Source organism: Pseudomonas sp. FBCC-B1667 (assembly GCF_059133255.1).
This window is the reverse complement of the sequence record NZ_CP101437.1, coordinates 6,043,395-6,062,224: the sequence shown is the minus strand read 5'-3', so window position 1 is coordinate 6,062,224 and position 18,830 is coordinate 6,043,395. Positions and strand designations below refer to the sequence as shown.

The following is an 18,830-nucleotide window of genomic DNA, read 5'->3' as shown; positions in this document are numbered from 1 at the left end:
CTAGCAGACATGGGGATTATGGGCAAATGAGCGGGGCATTTCGGCCAGTGCGTCGGCAACCACCGTGGCACCTGCACCGCGCTCTTTGTAGCAGCAGGCTTCGCCAGCTGCTACAGATTCGTATTACGGCTCAACTCAGCGGTTTATTCGGCTCATCTTGTGAGCCGAATAAGGTCGCTATTCGGCTCACGTCCCCACTTCTTCGTGATGCCCACAGCAAATAAAGAGGTATCCGATTGTTAAAAAACTGCCGAATCGCTAACCTTCGCGCCTTCTACGACCCGATAGTCACGGGTCTTTTTGACGAAACGCAGTATTTGGATCTGTAACGCGCCGAGGATCGGGCGCAAGGTTTCGTTATGCATGGCAGGAGGCGTCACATGCGTTCATTACTTTTGCTGCTGATGGGGCTGGCCTGCGCGAGCGCTGCCTGGGCCGAGCCGACGGCTGAGCTGTCGGAACCGGTTGGCGGCTGGCGCTATAACGGCCTGCTCGACCGCAGCGAAAACCCGCAAGTCGCCTACCCCACGCCGCCCATCGACCGCGGTGTGCAGCGCAATCGCACGATGATCGAAGGCCAGCTCAAGGCCATTGGCACGCAACGCGGCCCGCACACCCTGGCGGTCAACGGCAATCCACTGAATCTGTACACCGACGACGAAGGGCGTTTCGCCCGGCCGTATGCGTTTGGCGCGGGCTCTAACAGCGTCGAAGTGCGCAGTGCCGAAGGCCAGTCGCTCAAGCGTGTTCAGTTCTATGAAGCCAATGACCTGCGCACGCCGGCACGGATCCGTGTGGTGCTCGGTTGGGACGACCCGAAAGCCGAGCTCGACCTGCACATCATCACTCCCGACGGCCAGCATGCGTTTTTCGCCCACACGGCGTTGACCAATGGCGGCGGCCTCGACCCGGACGGCGTCGATGGCCCCGGCCCGGAAATGTTCACGATGACCGCGCCGTTGCATGGCACCTACCTGGTTTACGTGAACTATTGGGGCAACTTCGGCAGCGAAGGCTATAACTTCGATGAGACCAGCAACCAGAACGAGGTCATCACCTCGCAGATCAACCTGGTGCTCAACGAAAACACTGTCGACGAAAAACGCGAGACCTTCATCGTGCCCCTGCGGGCCATCGGTGACCTGTTGCTGGTCAAGACTTTCAACTATTAAGCATCCCGCACCACGGATGAATTGGGCGTTGTGAACATGAGCGATAACACTGTATCTCCGGCTGCGCAAACACCGGCCGCCAAAAATCCTCGCCGCTGGCCGGCGCTGCTGGTCGGCCTGGCCCTGGTGGCCGGCGTCGCGGGCGGATTGGGGTGGTTCATGCACAAACCCAAGGCGCCGCCGGCGGAATTGGCCAGCGACAAACTGGGCATGAGCCGGCCGGACGGTCTGCTCGAAACCCACTCCTTGAGCCAATTGCCCAAGGACCTGCTGGCGGTGCCGTTCCTCAAGGAAACTCTGACCGAAGACTTCGTCTTCTATTACGAAGCGCATGTCGATCGCCTCGGCTTGATCGGCAGTCTGCGGCGGATCATTTACGAACATGACCTGAAATTGCAGGACAGCCTGATCGAACAACTTTTCGATCAACCCGCCGACGTGGCGCTGTGGCGCGGGGCGGATGGCCGGCTGAAAGATTTCCTGTTGGTGATGGATCGCGGTGGCTTGGCCAAGGTGCTGGAACCGCTGGCCAAAGTGGCGCTGGACGATTCGCAGCTGACCCAACTCAGCGATGTGAAAGTCGGCGCCGACGACGTGACGCTGTATCAGCTCACCTACAACAACAAAGCGCTGGTGTTCGCCTCCCATGGCGACAAACTGGTGGTGCTGTCCAATCCCGCCAAACTCTATGATCCCGGCAACGGCCCAAGCGATGAGCGCGGCAGTGTCTCGACCACGGCCATCGCCGCGTTGCTCAACGGCGACAAACTGTTCCCCGAAGCCTTCGGCCTGCCACCCCGTGCGCCGGAAGTGAAGCAACGCCTATCGGTCAGTTCCGGCGTCCTGGCCATGGGTTACCAGCGCTTTATCCCGAATTTCGCCGGGCTGCGCTTCGACATGGACGACAAGGGCTGGCACAGCTTCCTCGCCATGGATGAACTGGACGACCAGCCGGATTTCGATTTCAAACCGATCTGGCAAGCCATGCCGATGGGCGCCAGTGCCTGCGTGGCTTTGCCGCTGGCTGCGGAACAGCAGAAACCGTTGTTGGTGAAACTCGGCGCCGAAGAGCCTGTGGCCCAGGCGTTGACCGAACACATGGCCGGCGCGGCGGGCCTGTGCTGGTACGCCGATTCGCGTCTCTATACGCCGTTGCTGGTGGCCAGCCTGAATGACAAGGACAGCGCCAAACTCGATGGCGACCTCGGCAGTTTGTTCGGCTCGATGGTCGGCGCCTATGAGCCGAATGTCGAAGAACATGCGTTTCCGGTGATCGAGAAACAGGACGGCTCCACTCACCAGTGGCAGCGTCAGGTCAGCTCTAACTTTGGTCCTTACAAAGCCAGGGAGGCTGAAAATCCGGACGCGATCTCCGGCAAGGCGTTCATGAAAGTCAGCCTCGCCCGTCACGGTTCGACGCTGCTGTTCTCCCTCGACGACAAACTCGTGGACAAGGCCCTCGGCACCCTCGACAAGCGCTTCCCGCCGATGGCCGAAGTGGTGCCCAAAGATCTTCTGATGCCGTTCTACTTCGGCCCGGAGTCCATGGCGCAGCTGATGCAACAGGAAACCCTCGACAGCCTGCCGCAGGACATGGAACCGGTGTTTTACAACGCCGCGCAAACCTACCTGATGCCGAAACTGCGCCAGCTCGGCGGCTACGGCAAGTACGCCCTGACTTTGCCCGAAGGCAGTGAACCCGACGGCCACTGGCAATGGCTGCCGCTGGAATGGAAAGCCCTGTGACCGCACTCATTCGCGGCCTCGGTCTGCTGGCGATGTTGCTGGGCAGTCGCGCCTTTGCCACTGAGGCTGCGCCGCTGGATCCGCAGCAATCCCAGGTGTTCCGCGCCTGGTTCGTGCGCATCGCCCAGGAACAACTGACCCAAGGCCCAAGCCCGCGCTGGTATCAGCAGGACTGCGCCGGTCTCGTGCGGTTCGCCGCCAACGAAGCGCTGAAAGTCCACGACGACAAATGGCTGCGCAGCAATGGCCTGTCCAATCGCTACCTGCCACCGGAACTGCAATTGAGCGAGGCGCAACGCGGTTTCGCCCAGCAGTGGCAACAGGGCGGTGGCAAGGTCGGGCCGTACGTCAACGCGATCAAACTGATTCAGTTCAACAGCCATCTGGTGAGTCGAGACGTGGCGCAAGCCCGGCCCGGCGACCTGATGTTTTTCGATCAGGGCGACGACCAGCACCTGATGATCTGGATGGGCCGCAATATCGCCTATCACACCGGCACCACCACCCCCACTGACAACGGCATGCGATCCGCGAGCCTGCAGCAACTCATGACATGGAAGGACACCCGATGGATACCCGACGCAGCCAACCCCAACTTCATCGGCGTCTATCGACTGAATTTTCTCTCCCAATGATCGGTGCCCGCATGGTGCGTTTTCTGCCTCTGCTGTTGGTTTTGCTGCTGCCGTTTTCGGCGGTCAACGCCGAAGACACCGTCGAGCCGAGCGGCTATACGCCGGTGACCGGTGAAAGTTTTTTCCTGCTGGCCGACAGCAGTTTCGCCAGTGACGAACAGGCGATGGTGCGCCTCGAAGCGCCGGGACGTGACTATCGCCGCTTCCGCATGGAGCCTTATGGCGGCGCCGACATCCGCGTGTACCGCATCGACAAGCCGCTGGATTTCCTCAAGCGCCAGAAGAACCTGCACCGCGTGGTCAGTGACGGTCAGTTCAAGGGTGAAGGGCTGTCGAATACCCTCGCGTACTTGTGGGACAACTGGTACCGCAAATCCCGTCGCGTGATGCAACGGGCGTTTTCCTACGAGTCGCGTCAACAAGTCACCGAGGAAGTGCCGGAACTGAGGATGGGCACCGCCATCGCCGCGCCAACGCCTTACGACGCGCAGCCGCAATTCTCCCTGATCCCGGGCCTGCCGGTGGTCAGTCAATTCCGCTATCCGCTGTGGCAAGCCAAACCGATCCAGCCACCGGAAGGCGTGAACCTGGCGGGGTCTTCCAGCGAGTTCGTCAGTGTTGCGCCAGGCAATGTGTACATCCCGCTGGGCAACCTGAAACCGGGTCTGTACCTGGTTGAGGCATTGATCGGCAAGTACCGCGCGACCACTATGGTCTTCGTCTCGAACACCGTGGCCGTGAGCAAGATTGCCGGTGATGAGCTGGTGGTCTGGGCGGCGCGCAAACACGAAGGCAGTTCGGTGCCGAAAGTGAATGTGCTGTGGACCGATGGCCTCGGCGTGATGAGCAGCGGCGCTACCGATGCCGATGGTTTGCTGCGTCTGAAACATGTCAGCCCTGAGCGTTCGTTCGTGATTGGCGAGGATGAAGAGGGCGGGGTATTTGTCTCCGAAAATTTCTATTACGACAGCGAAATCTACGACACCAAGCTCTACGCCTTCACCGACCGGCCGCTGTACCGGCCGGGGGATTGGGTGTCGCTGAAAATCGTCGGGCGCGAGTTCAAGAATGCCCGGGATTCCGTCGCGCCGACTGCAGCTGACGTCAACGTGACCGTGCTTGATGCCACCGGCACGGCGCTGCAATCGCTGGCGCTGAAACTTGATTCCAGGGCCGGCACCCAAGGCCGGTTCCAGTTGCCGGACAATGCGGTGGCGGGCGGTTATGAACTGCGTTTCAACTACAAGGATCAGGCCTATAGCAGTGCGTTCCGCGTGGCCGAATACATCAAGCCGCACTTCGAGATTTCGCTGAACCTGGCCAAGCAGGATTACCACACCGGCGAACCGGTGAAGGGCAGCCTGGTGCTGCTGTACCCGGACGGCAAACCGGTGGCCAACGCCAAGTTGAGCCTGAGCTTGCGCGCCCAACAATTGTCGATGGTCGACAACGAACTGCAATACCTCGGGCAATTCCCGGTGGAGCTGACCAGCACCGAACTGACCACTGACGCCAAGGGCAACGCGACCCTCGACTTGCCGGCCGCCGAGAAACCGAGTCGCTACATGCTGACGGTTTTTGCCAGCGATGGCGCGGCGTATCGGGTCAAGACCACCAAGGAAATCCTCATCGACCGCGGCGCGGCGAGTTTCAGTTTGAGCGCGCCGCAACGGTTCAGTGCGGTGGGCGACAAGGTTGCGTTCAGCTACGTCAATGAAGGCGCCAGCGAGCCGAGCAAAACCGTGACGCCGAGCAGCTACAGTTGGGTGCGTCTGGAAGATCAAACCACCGGCGACGGCAAACTGGCTGCCAAAGACAAAGGCTTCACGGTGGCCTTCGACCGTCCCGGCACTTACAACCTGACGTTGAAGGACGACCATGGCCGCGTCATCGGTGCGACCGGTCATTCGGTCACTGGCGATGGCGTCAAAGCGGTGCCGGGCACCGTGGAAATTGTCCTCGATAAACCGGAGTACAAGGCCGGTGATGAAGCCCTGGCCCTGATCACTTTTCCGGAACCGGTCAGCGATGCACTGCTGTCGCTGGAGCGCGACAAGGTCGAGGCCACTGCGTTGCTGTCCAAGGGCGGTGACTGGCTGAAGATGGAAAAACTCAGCGACACCCAATACCGCGCGCGCATCCCGGTGAAGGACAATTTCGCGCCGAACCTGACCTTCTCCGTGCTCTACACCAAGGGTGGCCAATACAGCTTCCAGAACGCCGGGATCAAGGTGGTTGCGCCGCAGATCGACGTGGCCATCGCCACCGATAAAGAGGCCTACCAACCGGGTGAAACCGTGTCGGTCGACCTGACCACGCAGTTCGCCGGCAAGCCGATGCCGGCGCACCTGACGGTCAGCGTGGTCGACGAAATGGTCTACGCGTTGCAACCGGAAGTCGCGCCGACCATCGACCAGTTCTTCTACCACCCGCGGCGTAACAACGTGCGCACCAGCGCCAGTTTGTCGTTCATCAGCTACGACGTGGCACTGCCGGGCAGCCCTGGCGCGCCGGGCAAAGCCAACCGCAGCGAGCGCGGCGTGAAAGTGCTCGAGCGGCCGCGTCGTGAAGACGTCGACACCGCCGCGTGGCAGCCGGAACTGGTGACGGATGCCAACGGCAAAACCCGCTTCACCTTCAAGATGCCGGACTCGTTGACTCGCTGGCGCATCACCGCCCGGGCCATCGCCGATGACGGGCAAGTCGGGCAGAAGAAGCAATTTGTGCGTTCGGAAAAACCGCTGTACCTCAAGTGGAGTGGGCCGACCAAATTCCGCAGCGGTGACAAACCAGTGCTTGGGGTGTTTGCCTTCAGTCAGGCCGAGAAACCGGTCAAGGCTGAACTGGTGATTCATGTCGGCGGCGCCGATCAGCGTGTGCCGGTGACCCTGAACAACGGCATCAACTACATCGCGTTGCCTGAATTCTCGTTGGCGAGTGGCGAGTGGACCGCCGAGCTGGTGCAGGACGGCAAAACCGCTGACGCGCTGGCCGTGCGCCTGACCGCGACCGGTGAAGGTTGGCAGGTCACGCAAAGCCAAAGTCTGGATGTCGCCAGTGGCGATACACCGCTGACGCTGCCGGCCGACGCGACGGATATTCGCCTGCGTCTGGATGACAGCCCGCAAGCGCTGTTCCGTTCGGCGCTGGATGATCTGCTGAGCTATCCGTACGGCGGTGTCGAGCAGACTGCCAGTCGTTTGCTGCCGTTGAGCATCGCCTATCCGACCTTGGCCTCGAACCCGCAAATCCGTGATCGCTTGCGCCTGATCATGCAAAACAGCCGTTTGCGGCTGGTGCAAATGGCCGGTCCTTCCGCGAGCTTCACCTGGTGGGGCATGGACGGCGAGCCGGATGCGTTCCTCACGGCTTACGCTTATTACGCCGACTGGAACGCCAGCAAGGTGCTGGACCTGAGCCTGCCACCGGAGCATTGGCAGCGGGTGCTGGAGGTGTATTCGAAGCAGGCCAGAAACACGCCGCTGTTGCAGCGCGCGCTGATCCTGTCGTTCGCCAAACAGATGCAATTGCCGGTGAACACTTTGCTCAGCGGCTTGATGGATGACTTGGCGAAAGCCGGCGAGGGTAATGCCGCGAACCTGATGGAGGATGGCGAAGACAGCCTTGTCATGAGCGATCCGGATTCGGCACTTGGCCTGGCCGCTGCCCGAGTGTTGACGGCATCGCTGGCGCGTCAATCCAAGGTGACGCTGCCGGAGGCTTTCAATCGTCAACTGGCGGATGCGCAACAGCGTTTGGCGGTCAGCTCCCAGCCGTTTGCCGAAGCGCTGAACCTGTCGCTGCAACCCTTCGCTCAGGCCCACGCGCAAGCGTTGTTGCAGCGCTTGTTGCCACAGCAATCGACGCTGGAACGCGCCCTGGCGCTGACCTGGTTGCAGCGCAGCATCGAACAGGCTTCGCCGACCATCGCATTGGCGCCGGGTGAAGGATGGAAGAAACAGTACGGTGATACGGGTGAGATGTACTGGACATGGCAAGGGGCGCCATCGGTGCCGGCGGTGTTGTCGTTGGCCGGGACCCAGGAGCGTCCGTTGCGAGCCGCGTTGAGCTTCCAGACCAAACAATCGCCGGTCGATCCGATGGCCGTGACCATCACCCGTCGCCTGTCGCGTCTGGTGCCGGGTGACGAAGCCTTCACCTTCAAACTCGAAGCGGTCGGCACCCAGCCGTTGTCCAGCGACAGCCTGTACCTGGACGAAGTGATCATCACCAGTAAAGCGGCGAAACCGCTGCGTTACGGCATGCTCGAAGTGCCGCTGCCGCCGGGCGCGGATGTCGAGCGCACGACGTGGGGCATCAAGTTGATGGGCAAGGCCGGCACCGAACCGACTGCGCTGGAGAAGGCGCGTTTTGAGCCGGGCCAGATGGCTTATGCGATTCCGGTGGATGCCTTGAGCGGCGAATTGCGCCTGCGTCATCTGGTGCGCTTCTCGCAGAAGGGCCAGTTCAAACTGCCGCCGGTGCGATTCACTCAGGTGTATGCGCCGCAACATCAAGCGCAGGAACAGAAGCCGGCCCTCGGTCAGGTCACGGTCAACTGACATGACCCGGCCTCTGGTCTGGCTGCTGCTGTGTTTGATGCCTGCGCTGGCGACCGCGCAGGACGAACCGCTGCGGCTGGGCTTCAAGGGTGAACTGATTTCGTTGAACCGGACGCAAGTGATTTCACGCGAGCCGTTGCCTGCTGACTTACAGTCGCCGTTGGGCAGTGTGTGGAAGTTGTTTGTGTACGGTTGGCTGGTGGATACCGGCGCCCGTGAACCTGCTTATGAGTGTCGCGGGCAGTCGAAGGAAGAGGTTTATTGCTGCACGGCTGGCGGCAAGATCGAGCGCGATCAGGCGTTGGTGAAATCGTGTGGTTTGTATTTTGAGCCGGCACGTTTGGGCATCACAGGCGCTGACTGGCGCGCGTATTGGCAAGCGCGACAGGCACCGGAGTGGCTGCTGAATCTGCCGCTGTTAAAGCCCTCTACGCGAGTGTCCGTTGCTGAATTGCTCAAGGTAATGGCCGCAATGCCGGCGCAGGATCAGGCGCGCCGGGTGTTGCTGGACGTGGTGTTGAATGCCGCCGACGGCAATGTGGTCGGCGAACTCGGTGGCCGGTTGCGGGTGAAAACCTGGAGCTGGCTGGGGGATCAGGATCCGTCGTCACGGCAGGGCGGGTTTGCCGGTTGGACCGCGGATGGCACGCCGATCTGGGCCGGTGGGCGCGGGACCAGTCAGAGGGTGCTGCGTCATTACGCTGAGGCGTTAGCTTCGGTGTTGCCGACTGATTGGCCGGCGGATTCGGGCCGCTGCGTCGAAGTCGGACTGTTTTCTCGCTATCCGATCGAGCGCGTTCTGGCGGGAGCTCGTGTTGTATCTTCCGGGCCATTGCAGGGCGACTACCGCGTCGAATTCGTCAACGGCAATCAGCTGGATATCCACAGCGACGGCGAATTGTTTTTGGTGAAGGACAAACTTATCGCCCGGCTGGACCGCGAAGAATACGTCGCTCGCGTCCTTGAGCGCGAAGCCAAATCCGAGCCCGCCGAAGCCGCCAAAGCCCTGGCCGTCGCCATCCGCACCTACCTGCTGCAAAACGCCACCCGCAGCGGCGACTGCCTGAGCATCGACGACAGCAGCAGCCGCCAACGCGTCGCCCCGCGCCCGGCCACGCTTGAATCACGCAACATCGCCGCATGGACCAGTGACCTCGTATTGGCCGGCAGCACCGTCACCTACCACTCCGACCAACCCGGCCCGGACAAACTCTCCTGGCAGCAAGCCGTCGAACAAGCCAACGCCGGCCAGCGCTACGACGCCATCCTGCTGCACGCCTACCCGCGCGCCAGCCTCAGCCGCTGGGACAACCCCGTCGCCTCCTGCGAAGCATTGCCCGCCGCGCAAGACTGGCTGCAAACCCAACGCCGCAGCTGGCGTGTGCGGTTGGAAAACGAGGTCGGCTACAACGACGTCAGCACCTTCGCCGTCTGCCGCCTGGCCTTCGGCCGCCCCTACGTCGACCGAGAACGGCAGCGCATCTACGTGCGCGGCGTGCTGACGCTGCAAGACCGCCTCGACCTGACCCACGAATACCTGCACCTGGCCTTCGAAGCACACCCCAATGGCCAGGATGAAACCTACATCGAAGGGCTCGCCCGCCACCTCTTGCTGGAATAGGCCATGAAACTCCGTTATCCACAGGTCTTCCTGTTCCTAGGTTCTTTTTGCGTACTGCCGACGGTGTTTGCTGCTGCTGCCGTCAACCTTGACACCCCCGTCGGCGGTTGGCGCACGGGCGCAGTTGAAGGCGAAGGTGAACATTTTCGCCAGACCGTCAACTACCCCGCTTCGTCAGTCAACACCCCGGTGGGCCAAGCCGATACTGCGCGCATCAGCGGCCAGATCAAATCCACACCCAAGTCGACGGAGCCGGGTCGATTGATCGTCAACGGCGTGAGCATGCCGCTGAAGATTGATCCCGCCGGGCGTTTTGATCGCCCTTTCTCGTTTCCCAATGGCAGCAACAGCGTCGAAGTGCGCAGCCCCGATGGGCAACAGCGACATCGCACGCAGTTCCTCAATGCCAGTGGTGGCGCCACCCCGGCCAAGTTGCGGGTGTTGTTGTCGTGGGACAGTGACGGCACGGACCTCGACTTGCACTTGATCACGCCGGATGGGGCGCACATCTGGTACGGCGACCGGGTTGCGCCCAATAGTGCGGCGCTGGATGTGGATGTGACGACCGGGTATGGGCCGGAGATCTTTGCCATGCCAGCGCCGATCAAGGGGCAGTATCTGGTGTATGTGAATTATTTTGGCGGGGGGTACCGCAGTGATGAGGAGGGGCAGGAGGATGCGGTTCAGCCGTTGACGACCGCGCAGGTGACGGTGATTACCGAGGAGGGAACGCCGAGCGAGAAGATGGAGACGTTTCTGGTGCCGATGCGGGCGGTGGGGGAGTTGACGTTGGTGAAGTCGTTTAGTTATCCGTGATTCTGAATTGGGCAGCAGCGTGCTGTCTAATTGCACGAAGGTGGTCTTCCCAAACCGCAGGCATTAAAAAGCCGGCTTGTGGCCGGCTTCTCGGGGACTGGCTTGGTTCATTTTTGGTAAACCGCGCCAGCCTTCAAAACGTACACCCGGATCTTGCGTCCGGCTGTGGAACTCGGCGAGAAAATTATCTGCCTTGTCGGTGCGATCTGAGCCGCGGGGCGGGTCGATGCGCAAATGTGGGGCGCAGCATACTGATTTTTTTGGGGAATTCCCAGTGTGGTGTGTGGTGTAGAGCCATCGGGCACTGAGGTCAGTAACTCGTCCGGGTTTGTAGGGCGAATGTTCTGCCGCCATCGCGAGCAGGCTCGCTCACACATTTGATCCCATTTCAATTTGGGAGCGACGGTGCAAATGCGGTGCCCTCTCACAGAAACGGCACCGCCGGTCGCCGTTTGTTGAGTGTCGACCACCAGAACACCCACCCCAGCACCCTGATGTTCTGCTTATCGATCTGCTCGGCACTGAAGACCTCATCCGGGTGCTCGGTTTTGTTGTAACTGCGCAACCGCAGCGCATTCCCCGGCATCCGGTGCAGGTATTTGATGCGCAGCATCCCGTCATGGTCGATCGCATAGATCTCCCCATCAATCACCTTGGTGAGCCCGCGATCAATGGCGAGTGTTGAGCCGTCCTCAATCCTCGCGCCCATGCTATTACCGAGCATGTAAACGCAGATCACATCCGTATGGTTGATTTCCAAGGAGTCGAGGTGGCTTTTGGGCAGGCGGATGAATTGGCCGATGTCTTCCACGATGTGGGTTTTATGAGACCCCGGGGCGATGGGTGTTTCTTTGTAGAGGGGCAGTTCGACGTCGGTCGGCTCGATGACCGTGTAGATGCCACGAATCGCCTGGGCGTCGAAAGTGTTGCCGGACTCGTCGAGCAGGCGCAGGTGTTTGGCGTCTTCCGGGCCTTCGCCGGTTTTGAGCCAATGGCTGTTGACCGAGAGTAATCTGGCGACCTCTTCCATGCGGTAGGCGGGCACACCGCGGGTGTACCAGTTGTGGATGTTTTGAGCTTCTGTGTCGAAAAAAGCGGCAAATCCTGTCGTCGTGATCTTGGCTTTTTCGAGCAATGCTTTGAACCGTGGGCCGCTAGTGTTCTTTTTCATAAACACGAGTCTACGGGCGCAGGGCGGGGGTTTGAATAAACGAACCGTTCAAATTTCGAGGGAAATTTACGTCTGGATGTAAGACGTATTGGGAACAAATTAAACAGGAAAAACCGCATCGGCGAAAAGATAAACGCGCTGTTTAAATCTCGTTATGAGCGCCCACAAAAAACCCCGGATCAACCGGGGTTTTTTCAAGTCGTCAGTGGCGCAAGGCCATTGGCGTCTCAGCCTTTGTAGGCAGCAACCGACTTGGTGATCGCTTCGCGGGCGGCATCGGCGCCGGCCCAGCCTTCGATCTTCACCCATTTGCCTTTTTCGAGATCTTTGTAGTTCGCGAAGAAGTGCTCGATCTGCTGGATCAGCAGCGGTGGCAGGTCGGTGTATTCCTTCACGTCGACGTACAGCTGAGACAGCTTGTCGTGTGGGACTGCGATGACTTTGGCATCGCCGCCGCCGTCGTCGGTCATGTTCAGGATGCCGACTGGACGAGCGCGGATCACCGAACCTGGCGCAACCGGGTAAGGGGTAACAACCAGCACGTCGAGGGGATCACCGTCGTCAGCCAGGGTGTTCGGGATGTAACCGTAGTTGGCCGGGTAGAACATCGGGGTGGCCATGAAACGGTCAACGAACAGGCAATCGCTGTCTTTGTCGATTTCGTATTTGATCGGCGCGTGGTTGGCCGGGATCTCGATCGCGACGTAGATGTCGTTCGGCAGGTCTTTGCCAGCCGGAATCTTGCTGTAGCTCATTGGGCGGTGCCCCCGTTAGTTGACCAAAAACACTTGGCCGGATTGACCAAAAAGTGGCGGCGATTATAGGCATATTCCGCCGATGACGCCATGTACCAGAAGTCGTGTAGACCTTAGTCGCGTGCCTGATAGACCGGGTCTTCGGCCAGAAGTTGCTGCAACCGGCTCAGAGGATCTTGTCGGTAAAACAACTTCAGCTGCTCATACACCTTGGGATACGCCTCATGCAGCAAATCCGGAGCGCTAAAGAAGTATTCACTGGTGACGGCAAAAAACTCGGCAGGATTTTCCGCAGCATAAGGGTCGATCGCGGTGTCGGCGTCCGGATTGCGTTCCAGTTGCCGGTCAAGGTCATCGTAGGCCTCTTGCATCACCTTGGCCCAATCGCTCACCCGCATGTCCGGGTGCAGCGGTGGCAGGCCGTTGGCGACGCCATTGAGCATGTCGAGTTTGTGCGCGAGTTCGTGGATGACCAGGTTGTAGCCTTCCCAGCCACCACTGGCCATCACGCCCGGCCAGGCAAGGATGATCGGGCCTTGCTGCCACGCCTCGCCACTGTGTTCGCCGTCCCACTCGTGTTCGACGCCGCTGGCATCGCGATGACGCTGGGGGCTGAGGAAGTCGTCCGGGTAGAGGATGATTTCGTGGAAACCTTGATACCAGTTCAAATCGCCCAGGTTCAACAGCGGCAATGCGCCTGCACGGCCAGCAACAAGCGCTGCTCCTGGTGCAGTTCGACACCGGGCAGGGCGGTCAGGTGTTTGTCTTCGAGGAACAGCACGCAAGCCTCGCGCAGCCACTGGTCTTCAGTGGCGCTGATGCCGTCGAGAAAGCTCAAGTGATGGCGCACCCGCTGCCACATGTCGTCGGCAATCGGGTGCTTGGCCAGGGTGCGCCGGCGACGCCAGGCGCTAAGCGACCACATCGAAGATCAGCGCGATTGCGCTTTGGACGCGGCGTTGCCGAGGCGGCTGCGGACCATGCCAATGATCATTGGCACCAGCGACAGCAGGATGATGCCCACTACCAGCAACGACAGATTTTTCTTGATAAACGGTACGTTGCCGAAGAAGTAACCGAGGGTGACCAGACCACCGACCCAGAGGATCGTGCCGAGCACGCTGAAGAAAAAGAAACGTGGGTAAGGCATATTGCCGACACCGGCGACGAACGGTGCAAAGGTGCGGATGATCGGCAGGAAGCGCGCCAGTGTTACGGTTTTACCGCCGTGTTTGTCGTAGAAGTCGTGGGTTTGTTGCAGGTAATCGCGGCGGAAGATCTTCGAGTTCGGGTTGCTGAACAGTTTTTCGCCAGCCGTTCGACCAATGAGGTAGTTGGTGCTGTCGCCGAGAATCGCCGCGAGCATCAGCAGGCCGCCCAGCAATACCGGGTCCATGCCGCCACCGGCCGCAACGGCGCCGGCAATGAACAGCAAGGAATCGCCGGGCAAGAATGGCATTACCACCAGACCGGTTTCACAGAAAATCACCAGAAACAGGATGGCGTAGATCCAGGTTCCATAGTTGGTGACCAGCATGTCGAGGTAAACATCGAGATGCAAAATAATGTCGATCGGGTTGAAATCCATGGGGGCACCTGTGGTAACGGCCCGACTCAGCAGGCCTGTGCGAATGACTGCGCATAAGACTACACGAGGGCGTAGTTTTTCTTACAAGTCGGAAAGCTCGGGATTATACGGACTGAAAAGTGAAAAGAGCGTTCAGTTTGTAGCGGGGGATGTCGCAGTAGACCGATGGTCCAGGCAGGTTTTCTGTGGGAGCGAGCTTGCTCGCGATAGCCGCACCTCGGTGAACCAGTCGTACCGAGTCGATGCTATCGCGAGCAAGCTCGCTCTCACTGTGGACGGGGGGTCAGAGCTCGTCGCTGATCGGCAACACGTAGTTCTTGAACTCGGTGTCTTCCTTGAAGCCGATGGATTCGTAGGTTTTGCGCGCGACTTCGTTGTTGCTGCTGGTGGAAACGCGCATACGCACGGCATTGGTTTCCTTGGCCATTTTCTTCGCTGTACGGATCAGGTTGTCGGCCACCAATTGGCGGCGGGCGTCTTCGGCGACATAAATGTCGTTGAGGATCCATACACGTTTCAGCGAAAGGGACGAAAAGCTCGGGTACAACTGACAGAAACCCATCAGTTTGTTGCTGTCGTCATCGGACAGCGCCAGATAAATCACCGACTCCTTGCGGCGCAGGCGTTTTTCGAGGAACGCTCGGGACGAGTCCGGGTACGGCAGGGATCCGTAAAATTCACGATATTTCACGAACATGGGCGCCAATAGGTCCAGGTGTTCGAGGGTCGCTTGAATAATCCGCATGGTAGGTCTCGTCTTCAAGTGGCTGTCTTGCTGCATTTGACGGCGATGGGAAACCCGTGGCGGCCGTTCGTCGATCCTGCCTGAAACCCATTCGCAAACGCAATGCGGAAACGGTTCAGGAATCCGTTTGACCTAACAGGAAGTTTCGTTTCATGTCCGCACCGGCGTCCGATTCCAGTGTCTGAAGCTGCGCTTCATCCTTTAGATTGACCCCCGACAGCTGTCTACGACAGGCCTCGCGCATCAAATACAGCAAACGGTGCGCGGCCATGCCGTAACTCAAGCCTTCAAGCCGAACGTTGGAGATGCAATTGCGATAAGCATCCGTCAGGCCAATCTTTGGATTGTAGGTGAAATATAAACCCAGACTATCAGGAGAGCTGAGCCCCGGGCGTTCACCGATCAGGATGACCGTCATCTTCGCGCCCATCAGTTCACCGATCTCGTCGGCCACCGCGACGCGGCCCTGTTCCACCAGCATCACCGGTGCCACGGACCAGCCTTCGGCCAGCACCTGTTCTTCCAGACGCGCGAGAAACGGCAGGGTATGGCGATGCACGGCCAGCGCCGACAGCCCATCGGCCACCACAATCACCAGATCGACACCGCCGGGATTGGCCGCCGCATGCGCGCGAAGCGTTTGCGCCGATTCATCACTGAGCTTTCGCCCCAAATCAGGGCGCTGCAAATAACTGTCCCGGTTCGTGGCGGCGCTGTGCAGTAACAGACTGTCGCGCCCGTTTTCAGCCAGTTGTGATCTGAGCCCCGCCGAGTCGAACGGCAAATGCACCGCATCCCGCGCCTGCGCATGGGCGTACTGGAAATCCAGTTGGGCGCTGGTCGGCATGCTGGTGCCCGTGCGCCCCAAGGCAATACGCGCGGGAGTCAGCCGGCGCAATTCCAGCAACGGATTCTGTGGATCAACGGGTGGTTTTTCCATGAAAGCACTCATCCCAATTGCGCCATTGCCTGGCGGAAGGCCGGGGGCAGGCTGTCGCCGAAGTGAATTTTGCCGTTCGCCTGGGTAAAGATGCCCATTTTCGTCAGCCACTGCTCGAATTCCGGCGCGGGTTTCAAGCCCAGCGTCTGGCGGGCGTAGAGGGCGTCGTGGAACGAGGTGGTCTGGTAGTTGAGCATGATGTCGTCGGAACCGGGGATGCCCATGATGAAGTTGATCCCGGCCACGCCCAGCAGGGTCAGCAGGGTGTCCATGTCGTCCTGGTCGGCCTCGGCGTGGTTGGTGTAGCAAATGTCGCAACCCATCGGCACGCCCAGCAACTTGCCGCAGAAGTGGTCTTCGAGGCCCGCGCGAATGATCTGTTTACCGTTGTAGAGGTATTCGGGGCCGATGAAACCGACCACCGTGTTCACCAAAAACGGCTTGAAGTGGCGCGCCACGGCGTAGGCGCGGGTTTCGCAGGTCTGTTGATCGATACCGTGGTGGGCGTTGGCGGATAGCGCGCTGCCTTGGCCGGTTTCGAAATACATCAGGTTCTGGCCGAGTGTGCCGCGATTCAGGCTCAAACCGGCGTCATATCCTTCCTTCAAGACATTCAGGTTGATGCCGAAACTGGCGTTGGCCGCTTCGGTGCCGGCGATCGACTGGAACACCAGGTCCAGCGGCACCCCGCGATTGATCGCTTCGATCGACGTGGTGACGTGGGTCAGCACGCAGGCCTGGGTCGGGATTTCGTAACGCTGGATGATCGCGTCGAGCATTTCCAGCATGGCGCAGATCGAGGCGATGCTGTCGGTGGCCGGGTTGATGCCGATCATTGCGTCGCCGTTTCCATACAACAGGCCGTCGAGGATGCTTGCCGCGATACCGGCGGGTTCGTCGGTGGGGTGATTGGGTTGCAGGCGAGTGGATAAGCGCCCGCGTAAGCCCATGGTGCCGCGAAATTTGGTGACCACGCGGATTTTCTGCGCCACCAGCACCAGGTCCTGGACGCGCATGATCTTCGACACGGCGGCGACCATTTCCGGCGTCAGGCCGGGGGCCAGCGCGCGCAGGGTCTGTTCATCGGCGGCATCGCTGAGCAGCCAGTCGCGGAAACCGCCGACGGTGAGGTGGCTGACCACGGCAAACGCGTGTGTATCGTGTGTGTCGATGATCAGTCGGGTGACTTCATCGGACTCATAAGGAATCAGTACTTCCTGCAGGAAGTGGCTCAGCGGGATGTCAGCCAGGGCCGTCTGCGCGGCCACACGCTCGCCATCGTTGAGCGCAGCGACGCCCGCCAGAAAATCTCCGGAGCGCGCCGGACTGGCCTTGGCCATGACGTCCTTGAGGCTCTCGAAGCGATAGGTCTGAGCGCCGACGGAGTGGGCAAATGCGGCCATGGGATGGTGTCCTCTTGATTCTCTGAATAGCTAAAATTCACCACGTGCCCCCTTGTGGGAGCGTGCACTTCTATATGGCAGGCGCCGGGGGATTGGCCCGGCGCCGGTGCAACTTAAATGCCTTCGAGCATCGCATCGGCCGGCGCATCGGCGCGTTGCTTGGCCGTCAGCTGGAAATACAGGTAACCGGCAGCCATGAAGCCGAGGAACACACAGCCGATCAGCGTATTGAACCAGGCCATTGCCACCAGGCACACCACCGCCAGGAACAGCGCGATGCCCGGAACAATCGGGTAGCCCGGTGCGCGGAAGGTGCGCTCAAGGTTCGGTTCGGTTTTACGCAACTTGAACAGGCTCAGCATACTGATGATGTACATCACGATGGCGCCGAATACCGACATGGTGATCATCGCTGCCGTCAGTGTCATGCCTTGCAGATTGACCAGGCCATCGCTGTAAATCGCCGCGATGCCGATCACGCCGCCGGCCAGAATGGCGCGGTGCGGGGTCTGGAAGCGCGAAAGTTTGGCCAGGCCACTCGGCAGGTAACCGGCCCGTGCCAGGGCGAAGAACTGGCGCGAGTAGCCGAGGATGATCCCGTGAAAGCTCGCCACCAGGCCGAACAGGCCGATCCAGACCAGCATGTGCATCCAGCTCGAATTGTTGCCGACCACTGCTTTCATTGCTTGGGGCAGCGGGTCATTGATGTTCGACAGTTGGCGCCAGTCGCCGACGCCGCCGGCCATCACCATCACGCCGATGGCCAGGAACACCAGGGTCAGAATGCCGCTGACGTAAGCCTTGGGGATTGTGCGCTTAGGGTCCTTGGCTTCTTCAGCGGCCATCGCCGCGCCTTCAATCGCGAGAAAGAACCATATCGCGAAGGGAATGGCGGCAAAGATCCCGGGAATGGAGGCGACGGTGAATTCGTTGGCGCCCGACCAGCCATTGAGCACGAAGTTGCTGAAGCTGAAGCCCGGCGCCACGACGCCCATGAACACCAGCAACTCGGCGACCGCCAGTACGGTGACTACCAGTTCGAAGGTGGCCGCGATGCTGACCCCGAGGATATTCAGGCCCATGAACACAAAATAGGCGCCAACCGCCGCAATCTTGGGGTCAAGCTCCGGATATTGCACGTTGAGGTAGGCACCTATCGCCATGGCAATGGCCGGCGGCGCAAACACGAACTCGATCAGAGTGGCGATCCCTGCGATCAGTCCGCCTTTCTCGCCAAACGCGCGCCGGCTGTAGGCAAACGGCCCTCCTGCGTGGGGAATCGCGGTTGTCAGTTCGGTGAAGCTGAAAATGAAGCAGGTGTACATTGTCGCCACCATCAGTGCGGTGACGAGAAAGCCCAGCGTGCCGGCGGTGCCCCAGCCGTAACTCCAGCCGAAATACTCGCCGGAAATCACCAGGCCGACGGCAATACCCCATAAGTGCAGGGTGCCGAGTGTGGGTTTGAGCTGTGTAGAAGAAGTCATAAGTCCTCGCTGTCTTTTTTATTGTTTGATCTTTTGGACTTGCGGTACGACGTTTCAGGTGTGAAGCGGACACGCAAAGCCCGTGCCAGAGCGGCCAGGGCAGTTATGCGGTGTTTTCAAGAGCGCCTTCGCGAGCAGGCTCGCTCCCACAAGGGAACGCGGTGCAAATGCAGGAGTGAGCCTGCTCGCGAA

13 protein-coding genes and 1 pseudogene are annotated in these 18,830 nt (G+C 60.2%); 6 read left to right on the top strand and 8 right to left on the bottom strand.

What is annotated here, in order from left to right; genetic code table 11:
- Nucleotides 1-380 precede the first annotated feature (380 nt).
- Genes NL116_RS27990 through NL116_RS27965 form a run of 6 tightly spaced genes read left to right on the top strand, consistent with a single transcriptional unit; the run spans nucleotide 381 to nucleotide 10,552 of the window.
- Nucleotides 381-1,172: a YfaP family protein gene (locus NL116_RS27990; RefSeq protein WP_494374931.1), complete on the top strand. Its 792-nt coding sequence runs from the start codon at nucleotides 381-383 to the stop codon at nucleotides 1,170-1,172.
- 36 nt (nucleotides 1,173-1,208) lie between these two features.
- Nucleotides 1,209-2,918: a DUF2138 domain-containing protein gene (locus NL116_RS27985; RefSeq protein ID WP_494374930.1), complete on the top strand. Its 1,710-nt coding sequence runs from the start codon at nucleotides 1,209-1,211 to the stop codon at nucleotides 2,916-2,918.
- Nucleotides 2,903-3,553 carry a DUF1175 domain-containing protein gene (locus NL116_RS27980; protein ID WP_494374929.1) on the top strand — a complete coding sequence of 217 codons (651 nt, stop codon included), beginning with the start codon at nucleotides 2,903-2,905 and terminating at the stop codon, nucleotides 3,551-3,553. The genes NL116_RS27985 and NL116_RS27980 overlap by 16 nt, the downstream gene beginning before the upstream one ends.
- Nucleotides 3,550-8,115 carry an alpha-2-macroglobulin family protein gene (locus NL116_RS27975; protein WP_494378148.1) on the top strand — a complete coding sequence of 1,522 codons (4,566 nt, stop codon included), beginning with the start codon at nucleotides 3,550-3,552 and terminating at the stop codon, nucleotides 8,113-8,115. Before NL116_RS27980 ends, NL116_RS27975 begins: the two co-directional genes overlap by 4 nt.
- Before the next feature lies 1 nt (nucleotide 8,116).
- Entirely contained in the window at nucleotides 8,117-9,736 is a 1,620-nt protein-coding gene (locus tag NL116_RS27970; protein ID WP_494374928.1) for a DUF2300 domain-containing protein, read from the top strand.
- 3 nt (nucleotides 9,737-9,739) lie between these two features.
- Nucleotides 9,740-10,552, top strand: a complete 813-nt coding sequence (locus tag NL116_RS27965; RefSeq protein ID WP_494374927.1) for a YfaP family protein — start codon at nucleotides 9,740-9,742, stop codon at nucleotides 10,550-10,552.
- A gap of 424 nt (nucleotides 10,553-10,976) precedes the next feature.
- Here NL116_RS27965 and NL116_RS27960 read toward each other — a convergent pair whose 3' ends face one another.
- The 8 genes and pseudogenes from NL116_RS27960 to eat all read right to left on the bottom strand — a co-directional run bounded on the left by NL116_RS27960 (nucleotide 10,977) and on the right by eat (nucleotide 18,638).
- Nucleotides 10,977-11,723, bottom strand: a complete 747-nt coding sequence (locus NL116_RS27960) for a S24 family peptidase (protein ID WP_494374926.1) — start codon at nucleotides 11,721-11,723, stop codon at nucleotides 10,977-10,979.
- Nucleotides 11,724-11,950: 227 nt separating this feature from the next.
- On the bottom strand, nucleotides 11,951-12,478 hold the full coding sequence (ppa, locus tag NL116_RS27955; protein ID WP_003205933.1) for an inorganic diphosphatase: 528 nt from the start codon (nucleotides 12,476-12,478) through the stop codon (nucleotides 11,951-11,953).
- 113 nt (nucleotides 12,479-12,591) lie between these two features.
- A pseudogene (locus NL116_RS27950) lies at nucleotides 12,592-13,340 on the bottom strand (M90 family metallopeptidase).
- 69 nt (nucleotides 13,341-13,409) lie between these two features.
- Complete coding sequence (locus NL116_RS27945; protein WP_494374925.1) at nucleotides 13,410-14,066, bottom strand: DedA family protein; 657 nt, start codon at nucleotides 14,064-14,066, stop codon at nucleotides 13,410-13,412.
- A 283-nt stretch (nucleotides 14,067-14,349) separates the two neighbouring features.
- Entirely contained in the window at nucleotides 14,350-14,811 is a 462-nt protein-coding gene (locus NL116_RS27940; protein WP_027924319.1) for a GNAT family N-acetyltransferase, read from the bottom strand.
- Between the two features lie 115 nt (nucleotides 14,812-14,926).
- Nucleotides 14,927-15,751 carry an ethanolamine ammonia-lyase subunit EutC gene (gene eutC / locus NL116_RS27935; protein WP_494374924.1) on the bottom strand — a complete coding sequence of 275 codons (825 nt, stop codon included), beginning with the start codon at nucleotides 15,749-15,751 and terminating at the stop codon, nucleotides 14,927-14,929.
- Nucleotides 15,752-15,759: 8 nt separating this feature from the next.
- Complete coding sequence (locus tag NL116_RS27930) at nucleotides 15,760-17,154, bottom strand: ethanolamine ammonia-lyase subunit EutB (protein ID WP_494374923.1); 1,395 nt, start codon at nucleotides 17,152-17,154, stop codon at nucleotides 15,760-15,762.
- 113 nt (nucleotides 17,155-17,267) lie between these two features.
- The gene (gene eat, locus NL116_RS27925; RefSeq protein WP_494374922.1) at nucleotides 17,268-18,638 is read right to left on the bottom strand and encodes an ethanolamine permease; all 1,371 of its coding nucleotides are present in this window, start codon (nucleotides 18,636-18,638) and stop codon (nucleotides 17,268-17,270) included.
- Nucleotides 18,639-18,830 lie beyond the last annotated feature (192 nt).